We start from the raw sequence: 14,438 nt of genomic DNA, 5'->3' as shown, positions 1-14,438 counted from the left end.
CCAGTATTCCGGATCGTGGCCGTCGGCCCCCTCGCTTGTGAGCTCTGAGCGCCTCGTCTGGCGGGGTCCGTCCGCATCGCCGACCCGGCGACTGTCCGCCGCTCGTCGCCTACGGCTGTCCTCGTCGCGGCCCGTTGCTGATGACAGTTACCGGGTCGGTTGCGGCAGGCTCGGGTTCGGTAGCCGCTGGCGGGTGGGCACTCCCCGGCAACTTCGCCACCAACTCCGCAGCCGGCGCCCGCTACGGCTACCTGCTGGTCTGGGTCGTCGTGGTGGCCAACCTGATGGCCATGCTGGTCCAGACGCTGACCGCCAAGCTGGGCCTGGCCACCGGGCGCAGCCTGCCGGAGCTGTGCCGGGAACGCCTGCCCCGCCCGGTCAACCGGGTGATGTGGGTGCAGGCCGAACTGGTCGCGATGGCCACCGACCTGGCCGAGGTGATCGGTGGCGCGGTCGCCCTGTACCTGCTCTTCGGCATACCCATGCTGCCCGGCGGAATCATCATCGGCACCGCCTCGTTCGCCGTGCTCGCGCTGCACTCGCGCTGCGCTCGCGCGGCTTCCGGGCCTTCGAGATCGCCATCGCCGTGGGGCTCGGCGTCATCGTCCTGGCATTCGCCGCCAACCTGCTCGCCGCGGGCTCCGACCCGGGCTCCGCCATGGCCGGCCTCGTGCCCCGGCTCCAGGGCACCGACAGCGGGCTGCTGGCCGCCGGCATCCTCGGCGCCACGGTCATGCCGCACGTCATCTACGTGCACTCCGCGCTGACCCGTGACCGCATCCCCGCCGCCCCGGGCAGCAGCAACGACAAGCTGCGGCAAAAGTTAAGCAGAAGCAGGCTGCCGAGAAGCAGCTTGCCCTCCTTCGCGGCCCGGGACTGGCCGACGGGCTCGTCGCCGCCACCTCTGCGGTGGCTAAGCTCGCACGCGGCTTTGACGGCGGCAACTGGCCGGCAGAGGCGTGCAACAAGCCCGACCCCACGACCTCCGGGTGCGTCACCGGTCGCACCCTGCATGCCTCCACAGAGGTTAAACGAGCTGGGTTCACCCGGATCGTCGGTCGTTACCGCCCTGGCGGGCCGTGCGAGCATCCTAAGGGGAGAGCCTGTGACAGGTCATTGCAGGGTCGTGGGTTCAGCCCGGCCAAGACGCAGGACCAGAAGATGTACCGCAACAATCTCACCACCTTTCTGGTGCGCAACGCCGACCACCTCGGCATGTACTACGTCATCTGGTACGGGCAGATCTGGTTCCCGGCCACGGGCTGGAAGTCCTACAGCGGCCCGTCCGACCACACGGACCACGTCCATATGTCCATGCTGTAACACAACCTCGTCACGGCTCTGATGAAGTAAGCGTCCTCGCATGACGAGAGACACGGGGGCCGGGTCGTCTCCGACGATCCGGCCCCCGTGTCGGACAGGCCCGGGTCAGTCGCCGGTGACGGACGGGGCCGGGGCCGGCGATCCGCCGGCCACGGCGCCCGGGTGCGGTGCGAGGGCCGGGGCTGGGCGGAGCCCGGCCGGTACGGGCAGAGCGCTGCCCTTGACGAATTCGTCCCAGCTGACGTTCCAGGCGGTCCAGCCGTTGCCCGGCTGCAACTGCACCTCGGTGCCCTTGAAGGTGACTAGGTCCCCGACCTGGGTGACGTTCATGAGCCAGTCGGCGGCGGCAGCGGAGACGTTGGTGCAGCCGTGCGAGACGTTCGTTTTCCCCTGGTCCCCCTCGGACCAGGGCGCCCCGTGGATGAACTCGCCGCCATTGGTCAGCCGCTGGGCGTCCTCGACGTCGACCACGTAGCCACCATTCGGTTCACCGCGGGTGTCGAACGTCGCGTACTGGTGCTTCTCCATGATCACCATCTTGCCGCTGGAGGTCGGCGTACTTGGCTTGCCGAGGCTGACGGGAATCCTGCGGATCAGCTTGCCGTCCCGCATGACGGACATCTGTTTGGTGGCATTGTCGATTTCCAGGGACACCTGCCGGCCGATTTTGGAGGTCGCGCTCTGGTCGGCGTCACCGACCCAGTCCTTACCGATGGGCAGGCCTCCAAGGCCGGCCCGGACGCTGATCGTGGTGCCTGGTCGCCAGAAGTCGGGAGCCCTGTAATAGGCCTGACTCCCATCGTCCAACCAGGACCAGGTCCCCGGCTGTGGGGGATTCGTCTTCACGAACAGCCGGCGTTGCACGTCCGCTCTGGCCTCTTTCGAGATGGGCGGATCGAATGCGAGGGTTACCGGCATCGCCGTGCCGTAGGTCTGGTTGTCAGTGAAATAGAGCGTGCTGGTGATCGCCGGTTTGGTGGGTTTCGGCATTGTCGTGAAGGTCGTCTTCCGGGTGGTGGTCTTCCCGGAGTCGCCCGTCGCGGTGACCTCGGCGGTGTAGGTACGCCGGGGCTGCAGGGGCCTGCTCGGCACCCAGGCTGAACCGTCCTCGCGAGGCTCCCCCGCGACCTGCACTCCTTTATCGTCGATGATCCGTACAGCGCTGATCCGCCCACCCTTCACGGCCGTCCCCACCTCGGCGCTGAGCGGCACATCCTGAGCGCGCTCGGAAGGTGTGATGGTCAGCTCCGGCGGCGCTGCCCTCCCCTGCGCCCCGGCACCGGACTTGCGCTCGGTTGTGCACCCGCCGAGGACCAACGGTGTGGCTGCGACGGTTACCGCAAACAGCGTCAATCGCTGCCTCAACTCCATGATGCATCCCCCCGGTTCCGACTTCCTTTCGCCACATTCTCCCTGCGAATTGGCGATAGTAGGGCCAATTTAAAAGGTTTCGGTAACCGGCCATGGGCAACGTTTCGCCGAGTTCGCCTCGTTGGCAGGAACGAGGCGTTTCGTCTGTTATGTGCCCGCCTTGACGTGTCCGGGCAAACTAGGCACGGCTGCCCGTCCTACCGCCATATCCGACCTGGGCCTGTTGGCCGACCACGCCATTTTGTTACCTTTGGTCGTGTTCAAGCACCATAAGCACCGACCACCTCAGCCAGGCCGGAACAGGTAGGTGGATGGCGGGCAGACCAGTTGGCCTAATTGGGCCGGACAAGCCCAACGGGATTCGCGGGAGGTATAAATTCCGACAGGAGAGGAAGATCCCACCAATTGGCTTGGCCATTCATCGGGCACAGTCGGCCAATGACTCTTCACCAGTTGCGATTTGATCAATTCCTGCAGTGGTCGCTCCTGCTTTTCCGAACCCGCACCGGCTCGACAAACACTTCGGGGTCACCGGCACCCTCAGCGCGCTCCTCTCAGTTCTTACTTCCTGTTCGTAGCGCCATGATGCATTAGAATCGGAAGGCCACAAAAGGCACATTCATGTGCGTAGCGACCGGGTGACGGACAGGACGGCGGCGATGAGCGCAGACGATCTTCGACGGAGACGAACCAACGTCCGGGCGAACGTCCGGAACGCGCCGGGACCCTGCGCGCACTGGAAGGATGAGGACGCCGATTTCATCCGGGAGGTCCTGGACCTCGTCGGCGACAAATGGAGCGTGCTGATCATCGGCACCCTCGCCGACGGTCCCACCCGCTACTCACACCTGGCCGACGCGATCCCCGGCATCTCCCAGCGCATGCTCACCCTGACTCTGAAGCACCTGCAGCGCACCGGGCTCGTCAACCGGACCTCCTACCCGGAAGTCCCGCCCCGCGTCGAGTACGCCCTCACCGAGCTCGGCACCTCACTGCTGTCCACCGTCCTGGCCCTGGCCGCCTGGTCCGCCGACCACCACGCCGAGATCCGCCGCCAACAGACCGCATACGACAACGGCACCGCACCGTAGGACCACGACCGGTCATCAGCCCGGGGGCCCTGTCCGCATCAGCCGCACGAGGTCCCTGGCGACCGGCTCACGATCGCCATCGGGGGACTGTCCCGGTTCCACCGGCCTATCGATGGAGTTGGTGGAACGATGGGAGGCGTGGGAGCTGCGAAAACTACTGCTATGCCTGTTATCTCGCCGCTTGCTGGCGAGCCGATCAAACGTGTCGATGCCGAGCGGCTGGCGGGAGTGCTGAAGGCATTCGCCGATCCGGCCCGGCTGCGGCTGCTCAGTTTGATCCAGTCCGCTCCGGAGGGCGAGGCGTCCGTGAGTGACCTCACCGCGCCGCTTGGGCTCTCCCAGCCGACCGTGAGTCATCACCTCAGGATCCTCACCGAGGCCGGCCTGCTCGAGCGCGAGAAGCGGGGCGTCTGGGCGTACTACCGCCTGGTGCCGTCCGCGATCGCGGCGATCGCCGAGCTGTTGACGCCGCCCCGCAAGCGGCCGACGAAGAGGGCCCGCTGAGCTGGAGAGTCGACGGGATCGCAGCCGAAGCTGACGCGCCGGCCCACGTGCGGGAGATGGACCAGGTCCGCACTGGCACCTGGGCGACAGTGCTGGCGGCGTATCGCGGCTAGCCTCCCGGCATGGGAGACACCGCCAACCTCGCGGCCGCCGATGACGCGGTGCGGCACCTGAGTGGCCTGCTGGCGGATGTCTGGCAGACGGTGGACGCTCCGGACCACGTCGGCGGGCGCTGGGTGGAGCTCTGCCGCGGGTCGCCGGTCAGCCCGGTGTTCGTCTGCATCGACGCCATGAGCAACGTGCTGCACGTGCGATACCTCGACCCCGAAAACCTCTCGATCGTCTACCTGCCCGGCTGGTACTACGAGGTGGCGACGGCCGCCTCGCTGGGCCGGCCGCTCGGCGCCTCCGCCGCGACCGTGCTGGACTTCGCGACCGCGCGCCCGCTCGCTTTCGACCTGACCGTCAAGCACAGGATCCGGGATGCGGCGGAGACCGTCACGCTCGCGCCGGGCCGCGACCCGGTCGAGTACGAGCTGCTCTCCTTCGGCTACGCCTTCGCGCCCGCGCGCGGCTTCGGCATCACCGATGCGCCGCCGGGCACCGATCTGGCGACGGACCCGTCGGCGATCTTCCACTGGAGTGCGATGTCGCTGCGGGTCGCTGCGGCACCCGGCGTCGCGTTCGAGCAGCGGTCGTTGCTGGGCGCCGCCGCCCTGAGCGTCGTCCGGGCGGCCTACCGACCGGGCGACGGCAGCATCACCTGCGATCAGGCGCTCCATTTCGAGTTCGAGCGGCATCGTCATCCGATGACGCTGCCGCCGCTCGGCGCGCCGCTGCGTCCGGTGCCGCTGGCGGAGCCGGACATCGTCGCGAACGCGGTGGCCATGAGCCGTGCCCTCGGCGAGCCGCAACCCGTGGCGGTGCAGGAGACCTGCCCGGACGGCGTGGACCTGGTGCTGATGAAGCCGGACCTGCGCCGGCCGCCTCGGGGTACGCCCTGGAGCTGGCAGCCGACCTGGCTGGTCGAGACGGCGAAGGTCGTCGACGACGCCGTGTTCGCCATGGTGATGAGCCTGCTCGACACCTACGTCCAGTGGCTCGGCGGGCTGCCGGAGACCGCGCCGGTACCGATCCGCATCCGCCTCGATCCGGCGAGCGAAGAGGACCGCTTCGCGTATCGACTCGACTTTCTGGATCCGGACGACGAAGCGTCGGCCGAACCGCCGGACGAGACCGCGACCTTCGCACCGTGCTTCCGGCTTACCGTGGTCCGCACCGAGAACGTGCGGGTCGTCGTGGACCTCCCCCTCGGCGCGGCCGGCGGGTCCGACATCGCCGGTATCGTCGAGTACCACGAGAAGGTCGTCCCCCATTTCGACGACGTGCCGCTGATGATCGCCGACGGCGAGGTCGACACCGAGGCCCATCTGGAGGCACGGCCGGGGACGATCGAGGAGATCCTTCACATCCTCGTCGCGCTCGGCGAGTTCGTCCCGTTCCCACCCCTCCAGGTCGGGTACGACCTGCGCGACCTGGGCAGCGTGGCGTCGTACGTGCTGACCGGGAAGAACCTCTACGGCGAGCCGATGGGCGGCCTCGAGGCCGCTATCACCATCGGCGGTGTGCTGCTTCCCGAGGTCGCCGAACGTGTGGTCGGCTCGTTGCTCGCCTCGGGCCGGCGGGTCACCACCCTCGGCGACGACCCCGGGCGGCGCCTGCGGGAGGCGGCGGAGGCCACGGTGCCCGGTGACGCGGCGCTGGCCCGTTCACTGGTCGAACGCGTCGAGGAAGGCCGACGATGACGCGCCCGCCGGCCAGCGCCGGCGTGTCCATACCGGAGCGGCTCGCGCTGCTGGGCCAGCTCCAGCGCATGACCCCACAGGCCCGGTCGCTCCTGCGGCAGGACATCGCGGCGCCCGCCTTCATGCGCGACCCCGAGCAGCTCATCGACCGGTCCGGCGTCTGCTTCCGGTCCGGCTTCCTGCAGCACGCCTTCGAGACAGCCCGCCGGGACGTCCCGACCATGACGATGGAGGGGTTCCTGGCCAGCGGAGGCCACGGCTCGCTCCTGCACGGTGTCGTCGACGCGCTGCTCGGCGAGGCGTCCGCGACGCTGCTGCGCACATCGGATCCCGCACGCTACGTCGACGCGCTGGGACGCGCCTACGCCAGCTTCAGGACGGCGCCGACGCCGTTCGACGGCGGCGTGTCCTACGGCTCCTATCGATACCACGAGGGATTTCACGTCGAGCTGCCCGACGACCTGAACGTCACGCCGATGAACGCTCCGGTCGGCCCGGACCTGCGTTACCCGGCGTACGGAGGCGTGGTCACCGCCCGCGGCCACCGCTCGATCGGCACGGTGCTGGCGGTCGCGGGTCTGGGACCGGGATGTCCCGCTGACCGCGCGGGGGCCGGACCTGTTCCGGGAGCTGCACGTCCAGAGCTTCGACGAGGTGCACGCCTGGGACTACGACCCCGACCTGTTGATGTCCGAGGTGCAGATCGCGCACATGATCTCGACCGGGGACGCCCCGATCTACCGCTTCTCGTTCGAGTCGGGGCCGCCCAGCACCCGGACAGCCGAGCAGGCACGGTGGGAACTCGCGGCCCGGTTGGAGGACGAGCGGATCCTGACCGTCGACAACGCCGAGCTCCAGCGGTTGTGGGACCACCACGGCCGTAGCACGACCCGCCCGCGCGGAGATCCGGCGGACCTGCGCAGCCGCTACGGCCGCGATCCGTACTACCGACTGTCCCGGGACGAGCTGTTCGAGACCGCCATGCGGCTTCCGTCGGCGCGGAACGTGGCCATCCGCGTCTACGAGTGGGAACACGCGCGGCCCCAGCGGTTCATCAGGGAGATGCAGCATTGGGTCCGGACGCTGCGAAAGAAGCTCGACGAGGATTTCTGGAGCAGCCGGCTGTCCATGCTGACCGAGGCGTGCGAGCCGGGCAACCTGCAACTGCTCTCCCCACGGGACCACGCACTGACCGACCTCTACGCCGGGCGCATGATGGGCGGCAACAGCAGGCTCGACCGCTGGGGCAACCGCGTCGTCCCGACCGTGGCGGAAGAAGCCGCCTACGACCACGCGGCGCGCGCACAGGACTTCATCGTCCCCTCCGGCGCGACCATGGAGCCGTTTCCCCTGACCGACATCGCCCGGGTCACCGAGCCGGTCATCGCGTTCGACCAGCGGACCCTGGCCGAACTCATGGCGGCGCTCCACGACGACGAATGGCAGGCGGCGCTGGCCTCGACACCGGAGGCGGCCGCGGCCTGGAACCGGCTCACGCAACGGCTCAACAGCCAGGTCGACGGCTACGGCATGCCGACCGCGCTGCACCTGCCTCAACTCTGACCTGGAGGATCGGCGATGCCGGCAACACCAGAGGCCACACTCCGTTTCGTGCAACTGTGCCGCGCGGGCGACCCCGCGGACACCGAGGACGGCAACTGCTCCACCGGACCGAAGATCATCGGACCGGTCCTCGACTTCCGCGACGACTGGTCACCGCCGGTCCGGAACGCGCTAACCAACCGCGACGTTGAGCAGGCCCAGGCACTGTACGCCCCCCGGCGAAAGGAGCAGGACGACCATCTCGAGGACCTCGGTCGGCTGGCCCTGGCGCTGCTGCGGCGCGCCGCTGTCGACTCGCGCCTCACCGTCGGCAAGCTGCGCCGCGTCATCGGCGAGTGGGCGGCCGAGCGGCAGATGATCGCGGAACAACTCGGCGGCGCGGTGGCCACCCTCACCCGCTGGAGCGTCGACATGACCGCTCTGGGGAGGTTCCTGGGCCGGCCACGCGGTGCGGCGTCAACCGTCCTCGTGCGCCTGCTGCGCGGCATCACGCTGATCCGTCTCGCCCAGAGCGACGCCGAGGACGCCTGCCTGGTCCGCCGGCTGATCAACGGCCGCGACCTGGAACTTCCGCCCGCACCGAAGCCGGCCGCACAGGCCGACGCCGACGTCGGACATGCCCAGCAGTTCGCCGACCTGGTCATCCACGCGGGGCGGCTGCTCGCCCGGGCACGCGTCACCGATAACCCGGATCCGACACTCGCCGACGTTCAGGCGGCCGGCTTCGCCGACCTCGGCCCGGCCGTGGAGGCGACGTCCCGTGCGTCCGCCGAACTCGGCGCGCCGGCCACCGCCAAACTGCGCACCCTCCGCAAGTTCTTCGACAGCGAACGCGAGGCTGCCCGCCGGCGCGTGGACCGGCGCGCCGACCCGACGGGGCGGATGGTCGAGGGCGGACCCATCGACATCGACGACGACGTCGAATACGTCCCGCCACGCGTACCCGTGCTGAGCGCGCAGGCGCGGGTCGCCGGCCGCGGCGACCTCATGGTCATCCGCACCGTGCATCTGCGCTACGACCTCGGCGACATCTCGCATCTGGAGAACGTGCTGGCCAGCGAGGTACGCGGCCGGACCCACGTGGTTGACACCAGCACCCGGGAGTCGGTCACCACGTCGACCCAGTCGATCGCCGAGACCACGCAGGAGTTGGAGACCACCGAGCAGAACAGCCTCGACCGCGCGCTCACCACTGCGGCCACCCAGAGCACCTCGATGTCGCTGGGGGTCAGCGTCTCCGGGGGCTTCGGCCCCGTCCAGGCCGGCGTCGACATCAACGCCGACCGGTCCACGACCACCGCCAGCAGCATGAGTTCGGCCGTTTCGTACTCCAAGACGCTCACCGAGCGGGCTTCCGAGCTGCTGCGCAGCGAGGTCTCCGAGCGTCGCAGCATCACCAGCACGACCCGGGTGACCGAGACCAACGAGCACCGGTTCGACAACGCCGGTGGGTCGGCGAACATCACCGGCATCTACCACTGGCTCACCAAGGTCGACCAGGCGCAGGTCTACAACTACGGAGAACGGCTGCTGCTCCAGTTCATCGTGCCCGAGCCGGCCGCCGTGCTGGTCCACCTGGCGCAGCAGATTACCGACGAGGGCGCGGTCGCCAAGCCGGCCGGCTGGTTCCTCGACGTCGCCGACCTCAACGAGGAGAACTACGCCGACAAGGCCGCGCGCTGGGACGTGGTCGGCGTCGAACCGCCACCCGAGGAAGAGGTGTCGGCCACCCTCACGTTCGCCGACCCGCCGGCCCGGCCGTTCGACTACGCAAAGACCTCCACCGACAAGTCCCAGCCCGAATGGGGCTACAACTCGTACGTCGGTGAAGTCATGGTGCCGACCGGCTACCAGGCGACCGAGGCGTACGTGACGACCACGTGGGGCCTGGTGGCAGGCGAGTACGCCGCCGGGGAGGGCAATCCACCCCAGGCCGTACAGATCGCGATCGGGGAAAACCGCGTCACCGACAGCGACGCCACCGTCGGCGAGTTCGTCGTCCGCCTCGACCAGGTGCTCCCCGGGCCGCTGCCCGTCGGGATCAGCGCGGACCAGCGCGGCGGCCTGACGGTCGTGGTGCGGGTGCGCTGCGAACGCACCGACGCCGCCTACGACGCCTGGCGGCTGCGCGCGTACGAGACGATCCGCGCCAGCTACCTGACGCAGCTGGCGGCCTACGAGAACGACCAACGCCTCCGGCTGGCCCGCGCGGTGTACCGGTCCGAGCAGCCCTCCGAAATCAACCGGCGGGTCGAACAGCTGGAACTGAAGCGGGCCTGCCAGAGCGTGCTCTTCGGCCACGAGTTCGACCAGTTCGGCAGTCTGACCTTCCCGGCCGACGACGCCCCCCGCATCAACCGCCTCGAGATCAACGCGGAGGCGGACCAGATCCAGTTCGCCGAGGATCTCTTCGAATGGGAGAACATGGTCTACCTGTTCTACCCGTACCAGTGGGCCGGCCGGGAACGGTGGGCGACGCTACGGACCCGGACCAGCTCGGATCTCATCCACGAGGCGTTCCTGCAGGCCGGAGCGGCCCGGGTGACGGTGCCGGTCCGCGCCGGCTACGAGCACGCGGTCGGGAAGTACCTGGAAACCTCGCAGATCCCGGCGTTGACCCCGCGCCCCTGGCGGGACGGCAAGAACCCGTACCCACCGATCGAGGACCTGATCGGCGACGCCCTCGACCGCCCGGGAGAGGAGGTCGCCGTCGACGAACCCTGGGAGGTTTCCACTCCGACGGCGCTGATCTATCTGCAGACGGGAGCCGAACTCAATCCGGAGCCCGTGTGAAGCCAGGCGAGGCGCTCAGACGCCGGGTCGGGCACTCGCCAGCCAGCCGGCGAGTTGCTGGCTGGTCTCCGCCCCGAGCGTCGACGCCGCTCGGGCGGCCAACGCGCTGAGGTCAGCGTGCTCGGTCCGGGTGATCCGCAACTCCGGACGAGGAGTGCGGCGCCACGTGGTTCGTACGGCATCCCGAGTCAGGCGGGTCACGTCGGCCTTACCTCGTTGGGCCAGGCGCCGGTCCACGTCAAGGGCGACGAGCAAGGCCGCGCGCAACACGACGGCGACGTCACGGCCGCGCAGGAGCCGGTAACCGGCCCGACGCAACTCCACCCGAGCGTCGGCCAGCAGGTCCCACGGCAGACCGGGCGGCAGAGCATTGGCCAGCGGCCGCAGCGCCGCGGTCACCTCCCGGACCACCGCCGGCGAAGGATCCCGTACCAGCGCGGCGAACTCTGCCGCGACGACCGCGTCCAGCAGGCGCACACTCCGGACTGCCTGAGCGCGGACCCTGGCCTGCTGATGGGTCAGCAACGGCCGCAGCAGTGGGGCGTCCGCGGCAGAGCCGGCCTCGGCGAGTCCGGCGATCGCGCCCAGGGCCGGGTCGCCGATGTCGACCGCGTTGCGGTAGTGCTCCCGCGCGTCGATGCCGAGTCGACGGGCCGCGTCCCGGGCCACCGCTCGGACCAGGGGCGCGTCGTCGTCCAGGTGCGCGGCGACCTCGCCGTCGTGACCGCTGCGAACCAGTCCGGTCAACGCGACCGCCCGCACCTCAGGTCGAGTCGAGCGGGCCAGGCGGCGTAGGACGTCGGGCCGGCGGGTCCAGACCGCCTCACGGCACGCCGCCTCGGCCGCCCCGGATCTGATCCACACATCCCGATCGGTCAGGGCGTAGGCCACAAGGTCGGGCGAGGGCAGCCACCCCTGCGCCAGCCCGGTCTCGAACACGAGCCGACGCTCCCTGCGACTGCCCGAGCCGAGCAGGCCACGCCACACCTGCGGGGTCGAGGAGAGCAACGCCGCCCGCACCTGGGTGACCGCGAAGCCACCGCGTAACCGCGCGTCCAGACGCAGCACCATCGGCAGCACCGCCGGCAACCAGACGCCCGGATCATCGGACAGCAGCAGCGCCAGCCCGGCGCGCGCCCGCTCCCGAACCGGCTTGACCCAGTCACCGGTGCGCAGTACCAGGAACGGCATCAGCTCCGGACAGGGCCGGCCAAGGATCGCCGCGACAGCGCGTTCCCGGATCCGCCCGTCGCCGTGCATGCTGGCCAACGCCATCGCCACCGGCCCTGCGGTCGCGCCCGAGAAGCGCTCGGTGACCCGCCGCACCGCGGGCTCACGGTACGGGCCGTACCACGGTCCCCGCCGCGCGTGGGCGTCGAGCCGGACGACCAGGCTCGGACCGGCGGCCACCAACGCCAGCGCCGACCGCGCCCCCACTTCCTCGCCGCCGGCGTCGACCTCGAGCAGCATCTCGACCAGATGGTTCAACGCCTCCCACCGGCCGACGGCGGCGTCACCAACCGCAGTCCGCACAGCCGCCAGTTGCCCGGCCTCCCCCACTGCCGGCCGCGACGTCTGAACCTCGCTGCCTCGACTCCCCAGGATCATCCCGCCATCCTGCCCGGACCGGCCGGTCGACCGAACCTGCTTTTCCGCCGAGGGCCGTCCCCGACACCAACGCCCGTCCGGACTAGGCACACCGGCGACGTTCGGGCCGTACCGGTCTGGACCCGCGGTCGCTCGGCTCGTCGACGACACGCTGAGGCTCGGTCACGTTTCCCGGTGCCGGTCCTCGCCGGACAGATCGGGGCCGCCGCCGTCCGAAGACGGCGGCGGCCCCGGGTGGTACGCCCCGACGTCAGCGCCGGTCGGTCGCCCCGTTCGGTGCGGCCACGACGGACACCTGGTCGAAGGCGGGAGCGCCGTCGATCGCGTCGGCGGCGACGGCCGTCGACGTGGCGCTGTCCGGCAGGTCGAGGCTGGTCCGCAGGGTGACCGGCCTGAGCAGGAGCGCGGCGATGACGCCGACCACCGCGATGGCGGCGGAGATGAGGAAGATGTGCCCGGTGGCGTCGCCGTACGCGGCCCGGACGATGTGCTGGATCCCGTCGGGCAGTGCGGTGATGTTGAGGTTGCTGCTGCCACCCGCGCTGCCGGAGGCGGGAATCCCGGCGGCGGCGAGGTCGTGGGTGATCTGGTCGGTGACCCGGTGGGCGAGGACGGCGCCGAGCACCGAGACGCCGATGGTGCCGCCGAGCGACCGGAAGAACGCGACGCTGGAACTCGCCGCGCCGATGTCCTTGAGGGAGACCGTGTTCTGGACGGCGAGGACGAGATTCTGCATGGTCATGCCGACGCCGGTGCCGACGATGAACATGGCGGCGCCGACCAGGACGAGCGACGTCTCGTGGTCGATGGTGCCGAGCAGCGCGAACCCGGCGACCAGGATGATCGAACCGGCGACGATGTACGGCTTGATCCTCCCGGTCCGGGTGATCAGCCGGCCGGCGATGATCGACGAGCCGAGAACCCCGGCCATCATCGGAATGGTGAGCAGGCCTGCCTCCGTCGGGCTGTAGCCGCGGCCGATCTGGAAGTACTGGCCGAGGAAGACGGCACCGCCGAACATGGCCATGCCGACCGCGAGGCTGCCGAGGATGGCCAGCGCGGTGGTGTGCTGGCGCACGATGCTGAGCGGGACGACCGGCTCGGCCACCCGCGACTCGACCCAGACCGCCAGGGCGAGCAGGAGGAGCGCGCCGCCGACCATGGCCGCGGTCTGCCAGGAGGCCCAGGCGAACGAGCCGTCGACGAAGGAGATCCAGATCAGCAGTACGCTGACGCCGGCGGCGATCAGGCTGGCGCCCAGGTAGTCAATCTTGACGTTCTCCCGCCGCAGGGTCGGCAGGTGCAGGGTGGCCTGGAGCAGGATCAACGCGACGACGGCGACCGGCACGCCGACGAAGAAGCACCAGCGCCAGCCGAGCCAGGACGTGTCGACGATGAGGCCGCCGAGCAGTGGGCCGCCGACGGTCGCGACCGCCATGACGCCGCCGAGGTAGCCGTTGTAGCGCCCCCGCTCGCGCGGCGGGATCATGGCGGCGATCGCCACCTGGACGAGGGCCTGCAGACCGCCGACCCCGATGCCCTGGAACGCGCGGGCGGCGATGAGCTGGCCGGCGCTCTGCGAGAAGCCGGCAACGACGGAGCCCAGCAGGAAGACCACGATGGCGACCTGGATGAGGGTCTTCTTGTTGAACAGGTCGGCCAGCTTGCCCCAGATCGGGGTGGTCGCGGTCGCGGTGAGCAGGGTCGCGGTGACCACCCAGGTGTACTGGTTCTGCGAGCCGTTCAGCGCTCCGATGATCTTCGGTAGCGCGGTCGACACGACGGTGCTGCTCAACATCGCGACGAAGAGCACCAACAGCAGGCCGCTGAGCGCCTCGAGCGTCCGCCGATGGGTCATCGGCTCAGCGCCGGTCGTGGTGGTGGGTGCGCTCATCGCGCGGCCTCCAGCTTGTCGTTGTTTCCGAGGGCGACGTCGATGTCGCGGGTGAACCGGTCGAGCGCGGCGCTCAGCGCCTCCACCTCGCCGGGAGTCCAGTCGGCGAGCGCCCGCTCGAGCACCTCGCCGTACCAGCTGTAGGTGCCGGCCAGGGCGGCCCGGCCGGCGGGTGTGATCGCCAGGAGGCTCGCCCGCTTGTCCGCTGGATCAGGCCGCCGCTCGACCAGGCTGTGCGCGACGAGCGCGGCGACGGATCGGCTGACAGTGGACGGGTCGAGCCGGGTGCGCTGAGCCAGCTCGTGGGCGTGGCAACCGCTGGAGGGCTGGTCGATCTGCAGGAGCATGCCGACCAGCCCCAGCGGAACGGCCGGCCGCTCGTCAGCCCGGCGCTGCCTCAGCAATCGGACACTCCGCACCAGGTCGTACAGCCGAAGGCCGAGCTCCCGAACGCTGTTGTGCACGTCTGCTCCCACGCCCGAATCG

At 69.8% G+C, this 14,438-nt stretch carries 9 protein-coding genes and 1 pseudogene; 6 read left to right on the top strand and 4 right to left on the bottom strand.

The genetic code is table 11. From position 1 onward, the window contains the following. Positions 1 to 140 precede the first annotated feature (140 nt). A pseudogene (locus tag BUS84_RS39640) lies at positions 141 to 1,323 on the top strand (Nramp family divalent metal transporter). Between the two features lie 105 nt (positions 1,324 to 1,428). Here the strand turns inward: BUS84_RS39640 and BUS84_RS07115 are convergent. Then, positions 1,429 to 2,694 (bottom strand): L,D-transpeptidase, encoded by a 1,266-nt coding sequence (locus tag BUS84_RS07115; protein WP_074309831.1) that lies wholly within the window; start codon positions 2,692 to 2,694, stop codon positions 1,429 to 1,431. Positions 2,695 to 3,353: 659 nt separating this feature from the next. Here BUS84_RS07115 and BUS84_RS07110 point away from each other — a divergent pair. The 5 genes from BUS84_RS07110 (at position 3,354) to BUS84_RS07090 (ending at position 10,450) form a co-directional block, all read left to right on the top strand. Next, entirely contained in the window at positions 3,354 to 3,785 is a 432-nt protein-coding gene (locus BUS84_RS07110) for a winged helix-turn-helix transcriptional regulator (RefSeq protein ID WP_074309829.1), read from the top strand. A gap of 162 nt (positions 3,786 to 3,947) precedes the next feature. Further along, positions 3,948 to 4,289, top strand: coding sequence for an ArsR/SmtB family transcription factor (locus BUS84_RS07105; RefSeq protein WP_143728267.1), 342 nt, complete (start codon positions 3,948 to 3,950; stop codon positions 4,287 to 4,289). Positions 4,290 to 4,411: 122 nt separating this feature from the next. Further along, positions 4,412 to 6,094: a hypothetical protein gene (locus tag BUS84_RS07100; RefSeq protein WP_074309825.1), complete on the top strand. Its 1,683-nt coding sequence runs from the start codon at positions 4,412 to 4,414 to the stop codon at positions 6,092 to 6,094. 654 nt (positions 6,095 to 6,748) lie between these two features. Further along, a complete protein-coding gene (locus BUS84_RS07095; RefSeq protein WP_074309823.1) occupies positions 6,749 to 7,657 on the top strand; it encodes a hypothetical protein in 909 nt (302 codons plus the stop codon). Positions 7,658 to 7,672: 15 nt separating this feature from the next. Continuing rightward, positions 7,673 to 10,450: a hypothetical protein gene (locus BUS84_RS07090; RefSeq protein WP_143728265.1), complete on the top strand. Its 2,778-nt coding sequence runs from the start codon at positions 7,673 to 7,675 to the stop codon at positions 10,448 to 10,450. Between the two features lie 15 nt (positions 10,451 to 10,465). Here the strand turns inward: BUS84_RS07090 and BUS84_RS07085 are convergent, their stop codons facing one another. The 3 genes from BUS84_RS07085 to BUS84_RS07075 all read right to left on the bottom strand — a co-directional run bounded on the left by BUS84_RS07085 (position 10,466) and on the right by BUS84_RS07075 (position 14,416). After that, entirely contained in the window at positions 10,466 to 11,983 is a 1,518-nt protein-coding gene (locus BUS84_RS07085) for a hypothetical protein (protein ID WP_244298415.1), read from the bottom strand. Positions 11,984 to 12,308: 325 nt separating this feature from the next. Further along, positions 12,309 to 13,952, bottom strand: coding sequence for an MDR family MFS transporter (locus BUS84_RS07080; RefSeq protein WP_074309819.1), 1,644 nt, complete (start codon positions 13,950 to 13,952; stop codon positions 12,309 to 12,311). Further along, a complete protein-coding gene (locus BUS84_RS07075) occupies positions 13,949 to 14,416 on the bottom strand; it encodes a MarR family winged helix-turn-helix transcriptional regulator (protein ID WP_244298414.1) in 468 nt (155 codons plus the stop codon). The genes BUS84_RS07080 and BUS84_RS07075 overlap by 4 nt, the downstream gene beginning before the upstream one ends. Positions 14,417 to 14,438 lie beyond the last annotated feature (22 nt).

This window comes from Micromonospora cremea (assembly GCF_900143515.1).
Lineage (GTDB): Bacteria > Actinomycetota > Actinomycetes > Mycobacteriales > Micromonosporaceae > Micromonospora > Micromonospora cremea.
The sequence above is the reverse complement of the archived record's forward strand: the minus strand, read 5'-3'. Positions and strand labels throughout refer to the sequence as shown.

Bases quoted from the DNA above. Each gene is read 5' to 3' on its own strand.
- BUS84_RS07090 (WP_143728265.1), top strand. From the start codon at position 7,673: ATGCCGGCAACACCAGAGGCCACACTCCGTTTCGTGCAACTGTGCCGC.
- BUS84_RS07115 (WP_074309831.1), bottom strand. From the start codon at position 2,694: ATGGAGTTGAGGCAGCGATTGACGCTGTTTGCGGTAACCGTCGCAGCC.
- BUS84_RS07110 (WP_074309829.1), top strand. From the start codon at position 3,354: ATGAGCGCAGACGATCTTCGACGGAGACGAACCAACGTCCGGGCGAAC.
- BUS84_RS07080 (WP_074309819.1), bottom strand. From the start codon at position 13,952: ATGAGCGCACCCACCACCACGACCGGCGCTGAGCCGATGACCCATCGG.
- BUS84_RS07100 (WP_074309825.1), top strand. From the start codon at position 4,412: ATGGGAGACACCGCCAACCTCGCGGCCGCCGATGACGCGGTGCGGCAC.
- BUS84_RS07105 (WP_143728267.1), top strand. From the start codon at position 3,948: ATGCCTGTTATCTCGCCGCTTGCTGGCGAGCCGATCAAACGTGTCGAT.